The 20,839-nt window shown below is 64.2% G+C and carries 21 protein-coding genes; 4 read left to right on the forward strand and 17 right to left on the reverse strand.

The features are described 5' to 3' along the window. Positions 1–6 precede the first annotated feature (6 nt). Genes JXQ94_RS08570 through JXQ94_RS08580 form a run of 3 tightly spaced genes read left to right on the forward strand, consistent with a single transcriptional unit; the run spans position 7 to position 3,093 of the window. Complete coding sequence (locus JXQ94_RS08570) at positions 7–1,272, forward strand: glycosyltransferase family 4 protein (RefSeq protein WP_421923353.1); 1,266 nt, start codon at positions 7–9, stop codon at positions 1,270–1,272. Positions 1,273–1,276: 4 nt separating this feature from the next. Next, positions 1,277–1,996 (forward strand): class I SAM-dependent methyltransferase, encoded by a 720-nt coding sequence (locus JXQ94_RS08575; protein WP_421923354.1) that lies wholly within the window; start codon positions 1,277–1,279, stop codon positions 1,994–1,996. Next, complete coding sequence (locus tag JXQ94_RS08580; RefSeq protein WP_421923355.1) at positions 1,996–3,093, forward strand: hypothetical protein; 1,098 nt, start codon at positions 1,996–1,998, stop codon at positions 3,091–3,093. The genes JXQ94_RS08575 and JXQ94_RS08580 overlap by 1 nt, the downstream gene beginning before the upstream one ends. Here the strand turns inward: JXQ94_RS08580 and JXQ94_RS08585 are convergent. Further along, positions 3,053–3,655, reverse strand: coding sequence for a class I SAM-dependent methyltransferase (locus tag JXQ94_RS08585; protein WP_421923356.1), 603 nt, complete (start codon positions 3,653–3,655; stop codon positions 3,053–3,055). The two genes, JXQ94_RS08580 and JXQ94_RS08585, sit on opposite strands and share 41 nt — an antisense overlap. Then, positions 3,655–4,311 (reverse strand): hypothetical protein, encoded by a 657-nt coding sequence (locus JXQ94_RS08590; protein ID WP_421923357.1) that lies wholly within the window; start codon positions 4,309–4,311, stop codon positions 3,655–3,657. The genes JXQ94_RS08585 and JXQ94_RS08590 overlap by 1 nt, the downstream gene beginning before the upstream one ends. A 118-nt stretch (positions 4,312–4,429) precedes the next feature. On the opposite strand from JXQ94_RS08590, the gene pip reads away from it, so the two are divergent. Then, a complete protein-coding gene (pip, locus tag JXQ94_RS08595) occupies positions 4,430–5,395 on the forward strand; it encodes a prolyl aminopeptidase (protein ID WP_421923358.1) in 966 nt (321 codons plus the stop codon). On the opposite strand, the gene JXQ94_RS08600 is transcribed toward pip, so the two are convergent. From JXQ94_RS08600 to JXQ94_RS08670, 15 genes are all read right to left on the reverse strand, one after another. Then, positions 5,392–6,744 (reverse strand): sodium-dependent transporter, encoded by a 1,353-nt coding sequence (locus tag JXQ94_RS08600; RefSeq protein ID WP_421923359.1) that lies wholly within the window; start codon positions 6,742–6,744, stop codon positions 5,392–5,394. The genes pip and JXQ94_RS08600 overlap by 4 nt on opposite strands. Positions 6,745–6,863: 119 nt before the next feature. After that, complete coding sequence (rodA, locus tag JXQ94_RS08605; protein ID WP_421923360.1) at positions 6,864–8,021, reverse strand: rod shape-determining protein RodA; 1,158 nt, start codon at positions 8,019–8,021, stop codon at positions 6,864–6,866. Further along, the gene (gene mrdA, locus JXQ94_RS08610; protein WP_421923361.1) at positions 8,021–9,895 is read right to left on the reverse strand and encodes a penicillin-binding protein 2; all 1,875 of its coding nucleotides are present in this window, start codon (positions 9,893–9,895) and stop codon (positions 8,021–8,023) included. The genes rodA and mrdA overlap by 1 nt, the downstream gene beginning before the upstream one ends. Positions 9,896–9,907: 12 nt before the next feature. After that, complete coding sequence (gene mreD, locus JXQ94_RS08615; RefSeq protein ID WP_295692182.1) at positions 9,908–10,429, reverse strand: rod shape-determining protein MreD; 522 nt, start codon at positions 10,427–10,429, stop codon at positions 9,908–9,910. Continuing rightward, entirely contained in the window at positions 10,426–11,463 is a 1,038-nt protein-coding gene (locus JXQ94_RS08620) for a rod shape-determining protein MreC (RefSeq protein WP_421923362.1), read from the reverse strand. The genes mreD and JXQ94_RS08620 overlap by 4 nt, the downstream gene beginning before the upstream one ends. A 34-nt stretch (positions 11,464–11,497) precedes the next feature. Beyond that, positions 11,498–12,538, reverse strand: a complete 1,041-nt coding sequence (locus JXQ94_RS08625; RefSeq protein WP_291889023.1) for a rod shape-determining protein — start codon at positions 12,536–12,538, stop codon at positions 11,498–11,500. 172 nt (positions 12,539–12,710) lie between these two features. Continuing rightward, complete coding sequence (locus tag JXQ94_RS08630; protein ID WP_421923363.1) at positions 12,711–13,448, reverse strand: TVP38/TMEM64 family protein; 738 nt, start codon at positions 13,446–13,448, stop codon at positions 12,711–12,713. 63 nt (positions 13,449–13,511) lie between these two features. Further along, the gene (locus JXQ94_RS08635) at positions 13,512–14,036 is read right to left on the reverse strand and encodes a hypothetical protein (RefSeq protein ID WP_421923364.1); all 525 of its coding nucleotides are present in this window, start codon (positions 14,034–14,036) and stop codon (positions 13,512–13,514) included. A gap of 63 nt (positions 14,037–14,099) precedes the next feature. Then, a complete protein-coding gene (gene ilvC, locus JXQ94_RS08640) occupies positions 14,100–15,104 on the reverse strand; it encodes a ketol-acid reductoisomerase (RefSeq protein ID WP_421923365.1) in 1,005 nt (334 codons plus the stop codon). Continuing rightward, the gene (locus JXQ94_RS08645; protein ID WP_421923366.1) at positions 15,085–15,600 is read right to left on the reverse strand and encodes a hypothetical protein; all 516 of its coding nucleotides are present in this window, start codon (positions 15,598–15,600) and stop codon (positions 15,085–15,087) included. The genes ilvC and JXQ94_RS08645 overlap by 20 nt, the downstream gene beginning before the upstream one ends. Continuing rightward, the gene (miaA, locus tag JXQ94_RS08650) at positions 15,597–16,523 is read right to left on the reverse strand and encodes a tRNA (adenosine(37)-N6)-dimethylallyltransferase MiaA (protein WP_421923367.1); all 927 of its coding nucleotides are present in this window, start codon (positions 16,521–16,523) and stop codon (positions 15,597–15,599) included. Before miaA ends, JXQ94_RS08645 begins: the two co-directional genes overlap by 4 nt. Then, entirely contained in the window at positions 16,520–17,920 is a 1,401-nt protein-coding gene (locus JXQ94_RS08655) for a Do family serine endopeptidase (RefSeq protein ID WP_421923368.1), read from the reverse strand. The genes miaA and JXQ94_RS08655 overlap by 4 nt, the downstream gene beginning before the upstream one ends. 249 nt (positions 17,921–18,169) lie before the next feature. Further along, positions 18,170–19,048, reverse strand: a complete 879-nt coding sequence (gene hflC, locus JXQ94_RS08660) for a protease modulator HflC (protein ID WP_421923369.1) — start codon at positions 19,046–19,048, stop codon at positions 18,170–18,172. Next, positions 19,045–20,193, reverse strand: coding sequence for an FtsH protease activity modulator HflK (gene hflK / locus JXQ94_RS08665; protein WP_421923370.1), 1,149 nt, complete (start codon positions 20,191–20,193; stop codon positions 19,045–19,047). Before hflK ends, hflC begins: the two co-directional genes overlap by 4 nt. Before the next feature lie 124 nt (positions 20,194–20,317). Beyond that, positions 20,318–20,839, reverse strand: coding sequence for a dihydrofolate reductase (locus JXQ94_RS08670; protein ID WP_421923371.1), 522 nt, complete (start codon positions 20,837–20,839; stop codon positions 20,318–20,320).

Genomic DNA, 20,839 nt, shown 5'->3' on the forward strand with positions numbered 1-20,839 from the left:
GCAGGGATGGAAAAGGAGAGTGAGGTCACACCGGTGCGGCCGTTGCGCGTCCTTGTCACCGGATACCGATCCCATCCCCATGTCGGCGGACAGGGCGTCTATCTGCGCGAGTTGACCCGCGCCCTCCGCGCACTCGGCCATGACGTGTCCGTGGCCTCGGGCCCTCCCTATCCCGAGCTTGACCCGGGCATCACCCTGCACGAATTGCCCTCGCTCGACCTGTTCGCCGAGGACAATGCCTTTCTCGCCCTGCGCGCCCGGCATCTGAAGTCCTGGTCCGACCTGTCGGAATGGCTGGCACACAATTCCGGCGCTTTCGGCGAGCTCTACGCGTTCGGCCGGCGCCTCGACCGTTTTCTCAAAGCGCATGAAGACCAGTTCGACGTGGTCCATGACAATCAAACCCTGTCGGCTCCCATGCTGCGGATCAACGCGCGCATCCCGGTCATCACCACCCTGCATCACCCGATCGCCATCGACCGCGATTATGCCGTCGCGGCCGGTCGCAAATGGTGGGAGCGCCTGCTGACCCGGCGCTGGTACCGCTTCGTCGACATGCAGGCCAGAACCGCCCGCGCCCTGCCGCGCCATCTCGCTGTTTCCGGCGCCGCCCGGCAGACCCATGCCGAGCGCTATGGCGTTGATCCGGATCGCGTTAAGATCGCCTTCAACGGGCTGGACCATGACACGTTCTGCCGCGACAGCGCCGTTGAGCGCGAGACCGGACTGATCGTGACCACGGCCAGCGCCGACGTCCCGATCAAGGGTCTGGACGTCCTGATCGCGGCCCTCGCCCGCGTCGCGGCGGCGCGCCCTGCGGCCCGGCTTCATATCATTGGCACTCTGCGCGACGGGCCCACCAAGCGCATGCTGGCCGCGCACGGCCTGTCCGAACGCGTGACCACCTCTTCCGACCTGACCCGGGCCGAGGTCGCCGATCTCTACCGCCGCGCCCATATCGTTGCGTGTCCGGCCCGCTTTGAAGGCTTCGGCTTTCCCGCCGCCGAGGCCATGGCCTGCGGATCTGCCGTGGTCGCCAGTGATGGCGGCGCACTGCCGGAAGTGGTCGGCGATGCCGGTCTTGTCTCTCCGGCTGGGGAAGCGGGGCCGATGGCCGACAATCTCGCCCGCCTGCTCGATGATCCGGCCCTCGCCCGTGAACTGGGCGCACGCGCCGCCAGCCGGGCCCGCAGGGAATTCAACTGGTCGAGCCATGCGCTCGCCGCCTCGCACCTCTATGTCGAGGCCTTGTCAGAACAGGTCAGGGCCTGAACCGATGCAGACCATTCAGACAGAAAGCCTGGCGCTTGAACCCGGCATGCGCGTTCTCGACCTGGGCTGTGGCCAGGGGCGGCACCTGCACGGCCTGTACTGGGACGAGACACCGGTCACCGCCGTCGGGCTGGATCTTTGCCATGAAGACGTGGTGATCGCGCTCGACAAATTCTTCGAGCTCCCGCCTCCTGAACCCGCTTCGCCACTGCGCCATGCCGTCCTCACGGCCGGGACCGGCGAGACGCTTCCCTTTCCTGACAACACATTCGATCGTGTCATCTGTTCCGAAGTGCTCGAGCATGTGCCCGATCCCGAACTTTTCCTCACCGAGATTCGCCGCGTCCTCAAGCCGGACGGGATATTCGCCGCCTCGGTGCCGCGCTATTGGCCGGAAGCGATCTGCTGGTGGCTGTCCTTTGGCTATCAGAACACGCCGGGCGGGCATGTCCGTATCTTCAAGCCGAAAGCCTTTCGACATGATGTCGAAAAGCATGGCTTCCGGCGCTTTCGCCACCATTGGGCCCACGCCTTGCACAGTCCTTATTGGTGGCTGCGGTGTGCCGTCTGGGACACCCAGGAAAGCAATGGTCTGGTCGCGCTCTACCGACGCTTCCTGGAATGGGATCTGATCAAGCGCCCCTGGCTCACCCGAGCCATGGAATGGGTGCTCGATCCGGTCATGGGCAAGTCGGTGGTGATGTATTTCAGGAAGACGAATTGATGAGCGATCTGGTCGACATCGAGGCCTGTTCCGACCACATCGCGGCCCTGCAACGCAGCGACGGAACCATCCCCTGGATAGAGGCCGGCGTCTGGGATGCCTGGAATCACGGCGAAGCGACGATGGGGCTCGCCATTGCCGGTCGCGAGGCCGAAACCCTGCGCGCCCTCACCGCGCTGATGGATCGCCAGGAGGCCGATGGCGGCTGGACCGGCGATCTCGGGGCCTCGGTCCCGCTCGATGACGCCAATCGCCATCTGGTGCCGGGCAAGCCGAAAACCGCGCGGGACACCAATTTCTCCGGCTATGTCGCGGTCACCGTTCTGCGTAGCCTGCTTGCCCTGAAGGCGATGGACCGGCTGCCGCGCTACTGGCCGATGGTCGAGGCGGCGATGGACTTCGTCCTGGCCCACCAGACCGAACATGGCGATATCGTCTGGCGCGCCCGGGGCGACGAACAGACATTGACCGAAATCGACAGCCTGCGTGCCGGCAATGCCAGCCTCTACAAGGCACTGGAATGCGCGAGCCTGATGGGGCGCCGCCTCGGCAAGACTGTCGGGCCCTGGCTTGAGGCCCGGCGCCGGATCGGCGCCGCACTCCGTGAGAATGATGCCCGCTTTGACCGCAAGGGCACGGACCGGCGCGGCTTTGCCATGGACTGGTACTATCCCGCCCTCGCCGGTGTCCTGTCGACCGATATTGGTCGCGCGAGGCTCTATGCCCGGTGGACCGAATTCGTCGAGCCGGGCCTGGGCTGCCGCTGTGTCTCCGACCAGCCCTGGGTCACCGCAGCGGAAACCGCCGAGCTCGCCCTGGCCTGTCAGACGGTCGGCAAGCACGAGCAGGCACGCGCCCTGATCGCCAATCTTGCGCCCCTGATCGCACGCGATGGCGGCTATTGGATGGGCTGGCAGTTCGAGGAATCGATCATCTGGCCACGCGAGCGCCCGTCCTGGACGTCCGGTGCCCTGATCCTTGCCGCGGATGCGATTGAGGGGCTGAGCCCCGGCCATACCCTGTTGGTGGCCAATCACCTGCCGGAATACCCGGCGACTAGAGCCGCCGCAAAACTTCCAGCGTTCCTGTACGCCTGACCGGTTCGAACAGACCCGACGCGCAAGCCAGCTTCCAGATCTCGTAAGGCGGACGTCCGCCATCCTCGGGATTGGGGAAGACGTCGTGAATGGCGAGGATGCCGCCCGCGACGACACGACCGGCCCAGCCGCGATAATCCGCCAGCGCCGCCGCCATGGAATGCCCGCCATCGATAAAGACCATGCCCAGCGGCGTGGTCCAGTTGGCGGCAATCACGGCAGATCGTCCGACCAGCGGGATGACGCAGTCTTCCAGATCGCCGCGAAACAGGGTTTCGCGCAGGGCTGGCAGGGTCTCGACCGCGCCAAGCTTGGCATTGAACAGATCGGGGTCGTGATATTCCTCACCCGGCTGGTGCTCTTCGGAGCCGCGGTGGTGATCCAGCGTGTAGAGCACCGTTCCCGCCTCCCGCGCCGCCGGCCCGAGATAGAGGGCGGACTTGCCGCAATAGGAGCCGATTTCCAGTACCGGGCCGAGACGCCCGGCCTCACCAGCCAGTGCTGCCAGCGCCGTGCCCTCCTCGGGATCGAGGAAGCCTTTGACTTCATCGGGATGGATCATCAGGAAATGGCAGGGTTACGCATCTGGCGGCGCAGGGCGGCCAGTTCATCGGCGCGATCACGCAGATCATTGACCCGCAAGGCCAGCAGGTCGCGCTCGATCCGCAAGCTGGAGAGCGCCTCGGCATCATGATGCGCGGTCAATTCAAGCATGGCGGCCTCGAAGACCGACTGAGCCGTCTGGGCATTGGCCATGGCCGTTTCCACGGCGCCCAGTGCGTCGGTCACGTCAGAGCGCGACAGACCGGCGCCTTCATTCATGAGCACGCGCGACGCGGCATCAACGCTCGCAGCACCCTGCCAGGTCTCGACAAGATGGATGGCAACCCGGTTTATCGCCGGCAGGGTCGCGAGGTCGAGCTCGGCGGTCTCGACATAGAGCACAAGGCCACTGGTATCGGTTTCAGCCTCCTGGCCGGCAAGCTGGTTCATCCAGCGCATCGCCGTGTCCACCGAGCTGGCTTCACGGATCAGGCCACGCGTCTCGAGCGCCGATGTAAAAGCGTCAGTTGCACGCTCCAGCTCGAGCTGAGCCGGCGTCGAGGCGGTTCGGGAACCCGGGAAAGATGAGGCTGCGACCGAGATCGGCGCACTCGCGCACGCTGAAGCAAGACTGCAAAAACAAATGGCTAGCAGAGCACGCCGGAATGCGATCATCACACGGTTGTTCCCAAGAACGATTTACAGCCCCAAATCGCCTGAGACGATACAGAGCGCAGGCCAATTAGGCTATGGTTTATTGTGTTTATGACTGGCTAACGGCACAGTGGACGGCATGGATGCCTCCTACTCCAGACGCCTCCTCTATCCGCCAATCCGGCCCCTCCAGGCCTCACGACTGGCGGTTGGCAATGGACATGACCTCTATATCGAGGAATGCGGCCGCCCGGACGGGCTGCCCGTCATAACACTGCATGGCGGCCCCGGAGGCGGTGTCTCGCCCGCCCTGCGCCGGTTCTTTGACCCGCGCCGGTATCGGATCATCCTGTTCGACCAGCGTGGCTGCGGTCGTTCCACACCGCATGGCGAGCTGAGCCATAACACCACCCAGGACCTGATCGACGACATGGAGCGCATTCGCGAGGTCATGGGCGTCGACAAATGGGTTGTATTCGGCGGCTCCTGGGGCGCGACCCTCGCCCTTGCCTATGCCCGTGCCCATCCCGATCGCTGTATCGGTCTGATCCTGCGCGGCATCTTCACCTGTACCCAGCGCGAGCTCGACTGGTTCTACAAGGACGGCGCCAACATGCTGTTCCCGGATGCCTGGGAGCGTTTGGTTGACCCTTTGAGCCCGGAAGAGCGAGGCGATATCATCCGCGCCTATTATGAGCGCCTGGCCGAGCCGGACATCATCAGACGTCGTCCGGACGCGCTGGCCTGGTCACGCTGGGAAAGTGCGCTGATCTCGATGACCGGCGACCCCTCGGCACCGCTGGCCGACCCGGTCCGCGCCGATGCCCTCGCCCGAATGGAAAGCCATTACTTCTTCCACCGCGGATTTTTCGAGCGCGACGGCGAATTGCTCGAGGATGCAGGCCGCTACAATCAATTGCCCGGCGTCATCGTCCAGGGCCGGTATGACGTCGTGACCCCGCCCCAAACGGCATGGAGCCTCGCCCGGGCTTGGCCGCGGGCAAGGCTCCACATGATTGGCGATGCCGGCCATGCGGCCGGCGAGCCGGGCGTGGTCGACGCGCTGGTACGCGCGACCGACGCCTTTGCCGACAGGTTCGGCTAGCCGAGGCCCAGCAGGGTGCCGATGGCACCGCCATTGAACTTGGCGTCCAGGCCGAGGAAGAGAATGAAGCCGATGGCCGGCGGCACGACGAACTTCACACAGAAATGGAAGAAGGCGAACAGGCCATTCGAGGCATGGCTCAACTCGTCGCGCATCAGCTGGCGGGGAATGACCCAGCCGGCAAAGACGGCAACCAGCAGACCACCGAGCGGAAGCAGGAAGCTGCCGGACAGCCAGTCCACGAACAGACCGCCGAAGTCCGACGACCAGACGGCGCCTGCACCGATCATGAAGGCGAAGAAGCCGAGCAACCAGGCCGCGGTCGGACGCGAGAAGTCGGAATGCTCCTGGACGAAGGCCACAGTCCCTTCGAGCAGCGAAATCGAGGAGGTGATTGCCGCGATGAAGGCCAGCGCGAAGAAGGCACCACCGATGATATTGCCCGCCGGCATGTCAGCGAAAACAGCCGGGAGTGCCGTGAAGATCAGACCCAGACCGGCGGCCGGATCGATACCCACCATGAAGACGATCGGGAAGATCATCAGACCGGCGATCAGCGCGACCAGTGTATCGGCCGAGGCGATCATGATCGAGGACGAGCCAATATTGGTGTCCTTCGACAGGTAGGAGCCATAGGTAATCATGATGGCCGAGGCGACGGAGACCGAGAAGAAGGCCTGGCCGAGCGCGGCGACAAAGGTCTGACCGGTCACGGCCGAGAAGTCCGGCGTGAACAGGTAGGCAATCGCCTCCGAGGCTGCACCGGTGGCCAGTGAGTAGATGGTCAGTCCGATCAGCATCACGAAGAAAAGTGGCATCAGGAAGGTCGCGACCTGTTCGATCCCGCCCTTCAGACCCCGCGCCACGATGAGCACGGTGATGATCATAAAGACGGCATGCCAGGCGAGCTGGGTAAAGGCGCCCTGGTAGAACAGGTTGGCACCGTCAGGCTGACCGAAACCACCGGCAAAACCGGCAGCCGAATAGGCCATGACCTGTCCGGCGATCACCGAATACGTCGTCAGGATCAGGAAACCGCCCGCCGTACAGACCCAGCCGACGACCGCCCATTTTGCGGATCGTCCGGCTTCCTGCGCCATTTTGCGGGTCGAGGAGATGGCTGATTGCTGCGCATGGCGGCCGATGGCGATCTCGGCCATCAAGACCGGCAGGGCGAACAGGGCCACACAGCCGATATAGATCAGCACGAAAGCCGATCCGCCATTCTCGCCCGTCTGGAACGGGAAACGCCAGAGATTGCCAAGACCGACCGCGGATCCGACCGCGGCAAGAATGAATGCGAAACGCGACGACCAATGCGCGTGCTGACCGGCTGGTGTTGCCGCCATGAGACTCTCCCCTGAAACAGGACGCGAAGGCGCGTCCACCCCTTACAGAATTGCCGCGCACACTTCCCCAACCGGCCCAGCCGGTCAAGCACGCGACGTTGTTGCAGTGCGGCGCAATATCAGCCGAACAGCCCGGCTCCGCGCGGCGGTTCCGCATTGCGGTGAATATGCGCGCCCAGAATGAGGCCGAAGCCGGCCATCACGGCCAGCACAACCGTCCCGCCATAGGAGATCAACGGCAAGGGTACGCCAACCACGGGCAAAAGGCGCGACACCATGCCGATATTGATGAAGACATAGGAGGCAAAGGTCGTGATCACGCCGATTGTCATCAAGCGCAGGAAAGGCGATTTGCAGCTGATCGCGATGATCACGCCCTGGGCCATGATCAGCGCATAAACCGCCAGCACGGCTATGCCGCCAACAAAGCCGAACTCTTCCCCCAAGGCCGTGAAGATATAGTCGGTCTGCATTTCCGGCAGGTAGCCGAGCTTCGACTGGGTCCCCTCGAGGAAGCCCTTGCCGGTCATGCCTCCCGAGCCGAGCGTGATCACGGCCTGGTTGGGATGATAATTGATACCCAGCGGATCGAAATCCGGATTGAGGAAGGCGTGGACGCGGTCCATCTGATAGTCGGCGAGAATATTCTCGAGCCCGAAAACGCCGATCCCGACAATGCCGGCTAGCCCGACCCCGGCAACCGCCATGATGAACCACCAGCTGAGGCCCGCCATGAAGATGACCATGACTCCGGTCGCGGCCAGAAGCAGGGTCGTACCCAGATCTGGCTGGCTGACAATGAGGATGGCCGGGATGCCGATGATCAGCAGGGGCGGCAGCAGCCCGGAAATCGTCGTGACCTTGGTGTCCTCGAGGTCGTGATAGAAACGCGCCAGAGCCAGCACAAGGGCCAGCTTCATGATCTCCGCCGGCTGGATACGGATCGGCCCGAGATCAACCCAGCGCTGGGCGCCATTGATGGTCACACCCGCAACCTCGACCAGGACAAGCAGGATCAGGGCACCGACATAGACCGGATAGGCCAGGCCCATCCAGAATCGCGGCGGAAACATCGCGATCACGATCATGCCGACAAAGCCGAGCGCAAAACGGACGGCGTGATTGATCGCCCAGGGCTCCCAACTGCCGCCGCCAACAGAATAGAGCATGCCGACGCCGGCCGCGCCGAGGAGGGCGAGCAGCAGGACCAGCGTCCAGTTGAGCTCCATCATCTTGCCAGGGATGTCGCGCGGCACGCTCTCGCGGAAAACGGCCATCAGGCGCCTCCCGGCCGGCCATTGCCAAGATCGGCGAAGACACCGGCCCGGCTGGAGGGGTCACGGGCGACAACACGGCGCAGGATATCCCGGGCCGGACGTGTGGCCGCGGACGACCCACCGCCATGCTCGATTACAACAACGCAGGCATATTTTGGATCGTCGGCCGGCGCGTAGCACATGAAAAGGCCATGGTCGCGCAGGCGCCAGGGCAGGTCTTCCTGCTCGCGCACACCGGCTTCACGCTCGGCAGCGGTAATGGAATAGACCTGCGCGGTCCCGGTCTTGCCCGCCATCTCGATATCATCAATGCCGAGCCCGCCAAGCGAGTAGGACGTGCCACCGGCTTCCTCGACCACGGCGCGCAATCCATCACGCACTTGAGCCAGGGCGTCATCATTGACGCCGATATGCTGCGCAGGCGGCATCATGGCGTTCCGGTAGAGCGTCGGCGACACGGCACGACCCGATGCCACCCGCGCTGTCATAACCGCCAGCTGCAATGGCGACGCCGTCACAAATCCCTGCCCGATACCGGTATTGTAGGTATCACCCGTCGACCAGCCCTGATCATAGCGCGACCGTTTCCAGGCCGGGTTGGGCATATTGCCCCGGCGGACACCGGCGATGCCGATATCGAATTGCTCACCGATCCCGAACCGGGTCGCCATTTCATGCAGGCGATCAATGCCAAGGCGTTCGGCGATTTCGTAGAAATAGATGTCACAGGATGTCTTCACCGCTTCGCGCAGATTGACCAAGCCATGGCCCCGGCGACGCCAGCAGTGGAATTCGCGATCGCCCAGACGCACCGAACCGGTGCAGCGCACCGTCTCACCCGGCGGGACCACGCCATGTTCCAGCGCCGCCGCGGCGACCACGGCCTTGAAGGTCGAACCCGGCGGATAGGTCCCCTGGATCGATTTCTGGAACAGCGGATTGCGGTCATTTTCCCGCAGGGCTGCATAGTCCGCCGAGGAAATACCGCCAACGAAGAGATTGGGATCAAAACTGGGCGATGAGACCAGGGCAATCAGCTCGCCGGTATTGACGTCCATCACCACGGCCGAACCACTGTCCTGGCCCAGGCGTTCATGCGCGTAGCGCTGGATGTCGGCATCAAGGGTCAGCACCACGTCACGCCCGGCGACCGGCTCGGTGGATTGCTCCGGCAATTCGCGGATCACACGGCCACGTGCATTGACCTCGGTCTTGAGTGCGCCGGACTCTCCGCGCAGATCGCTCTCGCGGGCGATCTCAACGCCGGTCTTGCCGATCCGGAAACCCGGATGGCGCAGCAGGCGTTCGGCATCCCGCGGATTATTGGCAATATCCTCATCATTCGGCGGCTGCACATAACCCAGCACATGTGCAAAGGCCGGCCCATAGGGATAGGAACGCACCTCGCCGACATCCGGCGTCACACCGGCCAGGTCGGGCGCGCTGAGATTGATCGACGCAAACGTGTTCCAGTCGAGATCATCAGCGACGGTAATGGCGTGAAAACTGCGCTGGCTGCGGGCGGTCCGCAGGATGCGCTCCCGCTCATAATTCCCGAGCGGCAGGAAGGGCTGAAGCCGGTCGAGCGCCGACGCCACATCGCCGGACTGTTCGGGGACAAGGAGGACGCGATAACTGTCGCGATTATCGGCGACGGCGACGCCGAAACGATCGAGGATGCGGCCGCGCGACGGCGGCAGGAGATTGAAATTGAACTGATTGTCTTCCGACATCAGCCGGTAGCGTTCGGTCTCCAGGACCTGAAGCGAATACAGCCGTGCGCCCAGCCCCAGGAAGGCCAACCCGCCGGCGCCCGCCATCAGCAGGGCACGCCGGGTGAATTTGAGATCCTGTTCCTGTCGGTCAGCGCGCATGAATAACTGTCATCACCCCCCGATAAAGCCCGACCCGCGCGACCGGCGACGACGCAGGACAAGATAGGCCGGCAGCGGAAACATCAGGATGGAGGCCACGATCTCGATCACCAGGGGCTGCAAATCCGCCATCTGTTCAAGCGCGAAACTGCCGGCCGCAAAGGCGATGCCATGGGCCAGCAATAGCGTCGCGCCGAAGCGCAGCAGGACCGGCGGCAAGTCGCGCGGCATGCCATCTTCGCCCCGGAAGCGGAAGACCGAGATTGAAACCAGATAAGCCAGTGCCCAGACCCCCATCGGCGCGCCGGTGAGCAAATCCTGGGTCAGGCCGATGGCAAAGACCGCGATCGGCGGCATGAATTGCGGCCGGACATTCGCCCACAGGAAAATCGCCATCAGCGTCCAGGTCGGCATGATGGTGAGGCCATCGACAAGACGGGTCGGCGACGCCTGGATGATCAGGGCGATCAGGACCGAAGCGATACAGCCGGTCGCGGCCAGCCAGGGCGAATTGCGATCAGTCGGCTTCCTCACCGGTTGTCCTCCGTCGCAGTCCCGTCGGGCGGTGTTGCATCCGTATCAGTGTCAGAGGCTTCGACGGCGGCAGCGCCTTGGTCCTGGGTGGCGTCTTCGCGACCGGCCGGCCCATCGCCTGACGGTTGAGCCGCCGGCAATTCCGCGCCCAGCGGCCCCTCTGTCGGCGGCGTTTCCGGCTCGGCTTCCGGAGCCGGCGCGGTCACGCGCTGAAAGGGCCAGACCCAGACGAAATCAACCGGTGCCTGATCGGAATAAAGCCGGACACGCCAGCCGCCGTCACGGGTTGCGACGGCCTCCCCGACCGGAAGTCCGCGCGGCAGGATGCCGTCATCACCGGACGAAACAATGCGATCACCCGGCTGGATATCCGGTGCCCGGCCGACATAATCGAGCCGGGGAAACTCCGAGTTGTCGCCAACAAGAATGGCTCTGGCATTGGAGCGATCGGCCATCACGGGCACGCGAGAATTGAGGTCGGTGAGCAGGAGGACACGCGCCGAGCGGCGACCTGTCTCATAGACCCGGCCTACCAGGCCATAGAGATTGATCACCGGGTAGCCGTCGCGAATGCCGGCATCGCTGCCGCGACCGATCAGGCGGGCGCGCACGAAGGGGCCACGCGGATCGGCCACGGTCCAGGCACCGATACGATCCTCGATCGCGGCGCTTTCCACGTCGAGCGCGGCTTCATAGACCTCGATGCGATCACGCTGGCGATAGGCCAGGTCTTCCCAATAGCGGGCTTCGGTCAGCTGCTGGCGGAGGCGGTCATTCTCCGCAACGAGCTCACCCTGGCGACGCCAATAGGGCCCGATATTCTTGACCGCCCGGAGAGGCTTGGCGGCGAGGTCCAGGAGTGGCGCCGAAACATCGGTAAAACCGGCGCGGAAACTGGCAAACGGAGCTGAGCGGGACGCCGGGCGATCAAAGGCAATCAACGCGCCGGAAACGACGAGAAGGGCAATGAACAGCGTCCGCGAAAAACGGATGCCCTGCTCACCGTCATGTCGTGTCGAGCGTCGCGACGCCACGCCTCACTCCTTCTCCCCCGTTTCGAGGTGGAGATTACACAGCTTCGGAGAGGATGGGACGCCAGATCCGAAGGTCTTCCACGGCTTTGCCACAGCCCAGCACCACGCAGGACAGGGCCTCATCAGCCAAGCTCACCGGCAGCCCGGTGCGTTCACGCAGCTCGGTGTCGAGATTGCGCAGCAGCGCCCCGCCACCGGTCAGGACGATACCCTTGTCGACAATATCGGCCGCCAGCTCCGGCGGCGTGGCCTCAAGCGCCTGCTTGACCGCCTCGACGATCTGCTCGACCGGCTCGGACAGGCTGTCGGCGATCATGGCTTCGGTCACGGCGATTTCACGCGGGACACCATTCATCAGGTCACGCCCCTTGATGTCCAGCGACAGGCCTTCGCCTTTCACCGGCGGCATCGCCGACCCGATTTCCTTCTTGATGCGCTCGGCCGACGTCTCGCCAATCAGAAGATTCGCCGAGCGGCGGATATAATTGATGATGGCTTCGTCCATCTTGTCGCCACCCACGCGGACCGAACGCGAATAGACAATGCCCGAGAGCGACATCACGGCCACCTCGGTGGTGCCGCCACCGATATCTACAATCATCGAACCGGTCGGTTCGTCGATCGGCAGGCCGGCACCGACGGCAGCCGCCATCGGCTCGTCGATCAGATAAACCTTGCGGGCCCCCGCACCCAGCGCGCTCTCATGGATGGCGCGGCGCTCGACGGCGGTGGCACCGGAGGGCACGCAGATCACCACTTGCGGGCTGACCATCGCCCGGCGGTTATGCACTTTCTGGATGAAATGCTTGATCATTTCCTCGGCGACGTCGAAATCGGCGATCACACCGTCGCGCATCGGCCGGATCGCCTCGACATTGCCGGGCGTCTTGCCGAGCATGAGCTTGGCTTCGGCCCCCACCGCCTGCACGTGTTTGCGGCCCTTTTCGACCTTGTAGGCGACGACTGACGGCTCATTGAGCACGACGCCGCGTCCCTTGACGTAGACGAGCGTGTTCGCCGTTCCCAGGTCGATGGCGATATCCGCAGAGAGCAAACCGAAGAGGCTGTTGAGCATGGGGGTGCTGAATCTCGAAAAGTGTGGCGGCAAAGCCGCGATGCAACTGTTTTTCTTGTGCGATGCTCCGAGCAAGATTGCAAGGGGCGCACCGGTATTCCCGGTCATAGTGGGCAGGTCTTAACCAGTCTTTAGGACCGGGCGGCCGGGTTTGGGCTGTTCTCGCCCCGGATTACGGCTCTTTGGCGGCATCATCCGGCTGTACCGCAGCCGGCCCGCGATTACGCCGCAGCCATCCGCGCGCGACCAGCATGATGCCGATCCAGGCTAGGGCCGCCGCCGCGAACGCGATGCCCAGCAGGACCTTGCCCTCGGTCAGCATCGTGCGGATGCTCTCACCCATCAGGGCAACAATGAAGATCTTCGGGGCAGACCCGAGCATCGTCCCCAGGGCAAAGGCCCAATAGGGCGTACGAGCGACGCCGAACCCCATATTGACCATGATGAACGGACCGGACGGTACCCAGCGCACAACCATCGAGGCCAGCAGACCATTGCGCCCGATAAAGTCGGAGATCCGATTGGCCCAGTCACCGCCATAGCGCTTGAGGATGTCGGCACCGAAGAAGCGCCCGATGATATAATTCACAGCAGCGGAAAACTGGGTCGCGACAAACGCATAGATCGCACCGGTCGTCGGTCCGAAAGCGACCAGGGAGGCGGCGATCAAACCGAATTGCGGCGCGCCCAGGAATGACAGGGCGGTGAAGACCAGGATGGTCAGCGGCAGGGCGTACCATTCACTGGCCGAGGCGCGAAACCAGCTGCCCGCAGCCCCGGGTTCGATATCGAGCACGAAGCGCCCGATCACGAAAACCAGTGCCACAACGAGAAACAGCACCACCGACACGCCAATGGCGCGCGCGGCACGCGCATCCATGCGCAGGAAAAAATCGGTGAGTCGGTTCATCACGACAGAATTCCGGACCAAACGAAGACGCGCTTACCTAAGCACGCTTTGCGCGTCGGGCAATCAATCAGCGCCGTTTTCCTGACGCACAGCTTCACCCGACATGTCGACAGTTTCGCCAGAGGCGATCGCCGCAAGCTTGGCCCGCTGGATGGCCAGCACGCCCAATTGCTCATCCAGGACCTTGAGAATATCGCGGGCTTCTTCCTGGTCGATCCGCCCGGGAGAACGTTCGGTTTCGCTGAGGCTTTCCATGATTGCGGAGATATTTCGCGCATTGCGGCGACTGGCTTCACCGGCCAGGGCCAGCCAATTGGCATCATCGGCCTTCTCGATCGGCAGGAAAATCCCGCCGGCCAGCGCCGCCAGATGCTGGGCCGCCGCGGAAGCGCCGGACTCGGTCAGTTTGGCAATGCGCGCGTAGGAAATCTCGTTTGTGGAGTCCGGATCAGCCAGCGCATAAACGCGAGTCCGGCTCAGATCGAGCAATTCCATGACGGTCGGAATACCGCCGACCTCCTCGAAAACCCGCGCGACGACTTCCTTGGGTTCGCCATAGCGTCGAACTTTCACTGGATTGAATGACATGTCTCGCCCCCGCGCGCGATTCTGGTTCCGAACAACTCTATTACAGGTGGCGCGGCTTATTGGCTATTTCGTGGCACCGTAAATCCGGCGACGCAATTCTGCGCCCGCCGCCTCGATCGGCAAGGCCCGGTCAGCCGCCCGGTCCGCCTTCATGGCATCGCCGGCTTCATAGGCCGCGACCCATTTGCGCGCAAAGCGATCACTTTCGATATCCGCCATCGCCTGATCGAAAACGGCTTTCAGCTCCGGCCCGGCGATCCTGTCCTCGATCTGGCGCGCACCGAATTCTGCCGTATCCGAGATCGCCTCATACATGCCGGCGATCCCGCGCGCCTGGATCAGGTCGGCGAGGTATTTGATTTCATGGACACAGTCGATATAGGCCATGCGCTCGCTGACCCCGGCGGCGACGAGGCGCTCATAGCTCGCCTTGGCCAGGGCCACGAGCCCACCGACCAGGACGACCTGCTCGCCAAACAGGTCGGACACGGTTTCCTCGCGAAAACTGGTCGGGAAAATGCCGACCTCGCCCGACCCGATCGCCGCCAGATAGGCCAGCGCCAGCCCACGCGCCGTCCCGGACGCATCCTGGTGGACGGCCCAGAAGCCGATCAGCCCCTTGCCGGCCTCATACTCCTGACGCACAGCCCCGCCCGGCCCCTTGGCCGCGGCCAGGATGATATCGGCATCCGCCGGCGGTTCGATCAGCCCGTAATGGATGGAAAAGCCGTGACACAGGATCAGCGCCTGACCCGGCTTGCGGTGAGGCGCGATCGCTTCGGTCCAGATCTGGCGATGCGCCTCATCGGCGGCGAGCAGGGAGATCGCGTCCGCCCAGGCGGCGGCCTCCGGCAGGGATACGACCGCAAACCCGTCCGCCTCGGCCTTGGCGCGCGAGGGCGAGCCCTCACGCAGGGCAATACGGATGTCGCGGACGCCGCTGTCGCGCAGGCAGAGCGCGTGCGATCGCCCGTGATTGCCATAGCCGACAATGGCCAGGCGGCACCGCTTTACCGGTTCAAGGTCAATATCGGCCGTATATAGCGGCTCACTCGTCTCCACCGTCATCGGACGACTCACTCCCGGCTGGCTCGGGCCGATAGGACGGGTCTTCCGTGCCCATGTCCAGAAGGCCCCGCCACTCGCCGTCGCCATTGCGGTGCCAGACGGTGACATAGGTGCCGCGGGAAACGGGGGTGGACGCGTTGTCCCCGTCTGTGTGGATGCTCCATGTGCCCCAGGTGACACCAAGATCATCGCCAGAGCCGGCAAAGCCTTCGCGCGGCTCCCAGTGCAGCAGGGTGTCACCGGTGAAAGCGGCGTAAAGCGGCGTGATGCGCTCAGTACCGATGATCGGCTCGGACGTGCCGCGGACCAGACGGCCCTCGGTCTCATCCATCCACTGCCCGAAAGCCGCGGCGGCACCCTCCTCCGCGGCCATGGCGGCAAAGTCCCGGTCGGCCTGCAGGATGGCGGCGACCGTGTCCTCCGGGCTCTGGGCCAGGGCCGGTCCGGCGAGGTTCAGGGCCAGACCCAGACTCGCACGCGTGATCCATCTCTTCATCTCGCTTCCCCCTCGAGCAGGACAGCCAGCGCCTCGCGGGCACCGGCCGGATCGAGCGAGACTATCCGGTCCCAGCTGGCCGCTTGATTGCGAAACCATGTCCCCTGCCGCTTGGCGTAACGACGACTGTCACGCTTGGCGAGGATGACGGCTTCATCCAGCGATAGCGCGCCGCGCAGATGGGCCATCAATTGCGGCACACCGAGCGCCTTGCTGGCGGGCAGGTCCGGATCAAGACCGCGCGCGGCGAAAGCCGCCACTTCGTCCAGCGCGCCGGCCTCCATCATGCGGTCAAACCGGGCATCAATCCGCGCATAGAGCGCCTCGCGGTCCGGCTCGATGACGACACCGCGCCAGGTGCCGGCGGCAAGCGGAGCGACAGTGTCAGCCTGGTATTCGCTGAGCGGGCGCCCGGTCTCCAGCGCGACCTCAACGATCCGCATCAGGCGCTGGCGGTCCGCGGCCTCGACCCGCTTCGCGGCGGCTGGGTCGAGGCGCAAGGCCTCGGCCCGCAAGCCGGACAGGCCCGCCGCCTCCAGCATGTCGGCGACGCGGCGGCGCGTGACCGCGCCAATCTCCGGCACGACAGCGAGGCCACGAACCAGGGCGTTGAAATAAAGACCGGTCCCGCCGACCAGAACCGGTACCCGCTGTCGTCCCCGGCAGTCATCGATCAGGGCCAGCACATCGCGGGTCCACTCGCCGACGGAATAGCGTATGGCCGGGTCGATCGTCCCGAAGAGGTGATGCGGCGCCCGCGCCCGTTCGGCGGCATCGGGCTGGGCCGTGATCAGCGGCAGGCCGTCATAGACCTGCATGGAGTCGGCATTGATGATCTCGCCGCCGAGGATGTCCGCAGCCGCAAGCGAAAGCGCGGTCTTGCCCGCCGCCGTGGGGCCCGCAATCAGCAGGCAGGGCGTCACGGCCGGATCGACTGCAGCACGTACTGGCCACCGCGATTGATCTGGAACCGGACCGGGCCGCCGCCATGGCCATCCACGATCTCGCGGATCGCGGCAACGCTGTCGACGCGCGCGAATTCCACTTCCTCGATCACATCACCGGGACGGACCTTGCCGGCCGCATCGCTGGTCGGATCGACCTCGGTCACCAGAACGCCCTCGGCATCGGGATGGACGCGGAAACGCCGGCGCGAGGCCGTGTCCAGCGTGCCAAAAGTCATGCCCATCACCTCATTGCCATTGGTCGGGGTCGGGGCAATGACTGCGGCATTCGCCGTGGCATCCTCATCACCACCTTCGGAAAGCGCACCGACCGTCAAAGAGATGGTCATCGGCCGGTCGCGGCGAATGATGTCGAGCTCGATTTCCCGGCCGATCTCGGTCTCGGCGGCCATGCGCTGGAAGGACCGGCTGTCACGCACGCGGCGCCCGTCAAACTGCAGGACCAGGTCGCCATTGCGCAGACCGCTGGCGGCGGCCGGGCCATCCTCCTCGATGCGAGAGACAATCGCGCCATAGGGCGTGGCAAGGTCAAAGCTTTCCGCCATCTCGGGGGTCACACGCAGGACCGAGACACCGAGCCAGCCGCGGCGCGTCTCACCGAACTCGACGAGCTGGTTGACCACGACTTCCGCCAGATTGGCTGGAATGGACAGCGAGATGCCGACGCTGGCACCGGTGGGCGACAGGATGAGCGTGTTCACGCCAACCACTTCACCATCCATGTTGAACAGGGGACCACCGGAATTGCCTGTATTGATGGCGACATCGGTCTGGATATAGTCGTCATACCGCCCGCCGGCCTCCCGGCCCCGCGCGGAGACGACACCCGCGGTCAGCGTCCCGCCGAGGCCGAAGGGATTGCCGATCGCGATCACCCAATCGCCGACCCGCGCACTGTCACTGTCGGCAAACGCCACAAAGGGCATCGGCTCATCGACATCCATGCGCAGCACGGCCAGATCGGTGACGCTGTCAATCCCGACCACTTCGGCGCGGAAGGCGCGGCCATCCGGCAGTGAGACCTCGACCTCGTCGGCGCCGTCAATCACGTGGTTATTGGTCACGACCAGGCCGGACGGATCAATGATGAAGCCCGACCCCAGCGAATTGGCGATGCGCGGGGCATTGCCGAAAATATCGTTGAAGCGCTCCAGCGGCGAGCCTTCGGGGAATTCTGGCAGGCCGTCCTCACTGTCCAGCCGCTGGGCCGCGGAGATGTTCACGACCGCCGGTGACAGGCGTTCGGCGAGATCGGCGAAGCCGTCCGGCGCCGGATGCGCCTGCAGGGCGGGCGTGACAGCCACCGAAAGAAGGGCTGCCAGGAAAGTCGTGAGGACGAGGAAACGCTGCATCATGGTCCGCCGTGCTGGATCGCGAGATCGTGTCGCTGACACTCGCCCAAGCAAATTCCGGGCAAGCTGTGTTCTGACAAGGTGAATACCGCTTCGCGAGGGCTTCCCGCAACCGCAGTATCGCAATCGTCATGCGCATGACGCTTTCGTCACGCGCGCGCCCGGGCGCTGCCGGCGACCGGGAACGAACAGGGCCCGGCCCGCCTGTGCGGGACCGGGCCCTGCCCTGGTCGGTTATCCGTCAGCGAGCGACTATTCGCCGGTCTCGCTGCGGAAATAACGGAAGAATTCCGAGTCCGGCGGAATCACGATCGGTGTCCCTTCCTGGACCGCCTGCTCATAGGCGAGCATGGAGCGGTAGAAGGCGAAGAATTCCATATCCTGATTATAGGCCTGGGCGTAGATCTGGTTCTGACGCGCATCACCTTCACCCCGCAGACGCTGGGCATCGGCGCGGGCCTGGGCCCGGATGATCGAGGCCTGGCGATCGGCATCGGCCCGGATCTCCGTGGCACGCTGTTCGCCCTCGGCGCGATACTGCGCCGCTTCCTGCTCACGCTCGGAGCGCATCCGTTCGAAGACATTGTCGGCGATCTGCGGCGGCAGGTCGGCGGCAAGGATCCGCACGTCAATGACCTCGATACCGAAACGGCCGGTCTCGACCTGGGCTTCCACCGCGGCCTGAACCCGGGTCATCAGCTCGGCACGCTGGCCGGAAATGACATCGGAAGACGGGATCGAGGCGATCACGCCGCGCAGGCTGTCATCCATGATCTGCTCGAGGCGCACGCGCGCACCGCGCTCGTCACGGAAGGTCTGGTAGAAGCGCAGCGGATCGGTGATCCGGTAGCGCAGGAAGGCGTCGACGATCAGGCGCTCCTGGTCCGAAGCGAGGATTTCCTCGGCATCCAGATCAAGTTCCAGATTGCGCTTGTCGAAGAGCAGCACGTCCATGATGAAAGGCGTCTTGAAGTGCAGGCCGGGATCGGGCTCGGACACTTCATTGACCGCATCAACCGGCTCACCCAGACGCAGGATCAGCGCCTGTTCGGTTTCCGAGACGGTATAGACACTCTGGAGGCCGATGAAGACAGCGACGACGAGAATGATGATTCCCAGTGTGCGGATCATTGGTTGCCTCCTTGATTGCGGGTGCGGTTCTGACCGAGTTGGTCAAGCGGCAGATAGGGCAGCGCCCCGGCTTCGCCATCGAGAATGATCAGCTCGGAATTGCCAAGCACGCGCTCCATGGTTTCCAGATACATGCGGCGACGGGTGACGTCAGGCGCCTGCACATATTCGTCATAGATCGCGATGAAGCGGTCGGCATTACCCTGGGCTTCCGCAATGACATTGTCCCGATAGGCTTCGGCTTCCTGGGTCAGCTGGGCGGCAACACCGCGCGCTTCCGGGATCACCCGGTTGGCGTGGGCTGTAGCATCCAGCTGGGCCCGCTCGGCTTCCTGCTGGGCAATATCCACGCCGCGGAAGGCGTCGATGACCCGTTCCGGCGGCTCGGCATTGCGCAGGTTGACCTGCAGGATCTCGATACCGGCTTCGTATTCATTCAGCGTTTCCTGCAGGATTTCACGCGTCCGGCGCGACACTTCGGACCGGCCTTCGGTGATGATGAATTGCAGGTCGGATGTGCCGACGACTTCACGCATGGCACTTTCGGCCACGGCAGCGACGGTGCCTTCCGGGTTGCGGACATTGAAGAGATAGTCGCGCACGCCTTCCTGATAACCCAGATCGACACGCCACTGCACGGCGAAGTCGATATCGACGATATTCTCGTCACGGGTCAGCATCTGGCCGGCCGGGCCCTGACCGATCGTGATCGAATTGGTCGTCGTCACTTCTGGCAGAATGACGGTTTCGATCGGGCTGGGCAGTTTGAAGTGGAAGCCCGGCGTGGTGGTCCGGCTGTATTCGCCGAAGCGCAGCACGACACCGGCCTGGTTCGCCCCGACCTGGTACCAGCCGGAACCCGGCATGATGAACCAGACGCCGACCAGGATCAGCACGATCAGGCCGAAGCCGAAGGCGCCGGCTCCCTTGCCGCCGCCAGAACCGCCATCCTTGCCGGAGCCGCCCCCACCGAACATGCCGCGCATCTTGCGCTGCATGTCGCGGACGACCTCGTCGAGATCAGGACCTTCCGGTCCGCCACCACCCTGGGGACGCTGTCCCCACGGGTTCTGGCCGTTATTATTGTTTCCGCCGGAGCCCCATGGGCCTCCGCCGCCTCCACCCTGATTGTCGTTCCACGGCATGTGCTGGATCGATCCTCTCAATTTCCGTTGTGCCTTAAATGAACGCATGCGCGTTGCGGTTCAAGGGTAATCGGGTGGGACGCCGCAGCAGAGCATCCCCCCTTTGACGCGCGAACGCGCTGTGTCAGGCGCGTTCGAGTGTGCGAAGGACAAAGGCGTGGTCATCGCGCTCACCGGCCGGATGGGCCTCGCGCGCGACTTCGCGCCACTCGGACTCGACGATCCCGGGCAGGCGGGCATCGCCGGACGGGCTGGCCTCGACCTCGGTGAGATAGAGACGGTCCGCCAGGGCCAGGGTTGCAGAATAGATCTGCGCCCCGCCGATCACGCAGACCTCGTCGACACCGTCCTGATTGGCCTGCATGAAGGCCGCATCCATGGCATCGCCGAGATCGCCGACCACGCGAGCCCCCTCCGCGACATAGCCGTCCTGACGCGTCACCACGATATTGAGTCGGCCCGGCAGAGGTCGCCTTGGCAGACTCTCCCAGGTCTTGCGCCCCATGATGATCGGCTTGCCGGTGGTGATCGCCTTGAAACGCAGAAGGTCCGAGGACAGGCGCCAGGGCAGATCCCCGTCGGCGCCGATCACCCCATTGGCGCCACGCGCCACGACAATCGCGATTTTGGGGACAATGGTGGTCAT

Source organism: Maricaulis maris, from assembly GCF_049116555.1.
Taxonomy (GTDB): Bacteria; Pseudomonadota; Alphaproteobacteria; order Caulobacterales; family Maricaulaceae; genus Maricaulis; species Maricaulis maris_C.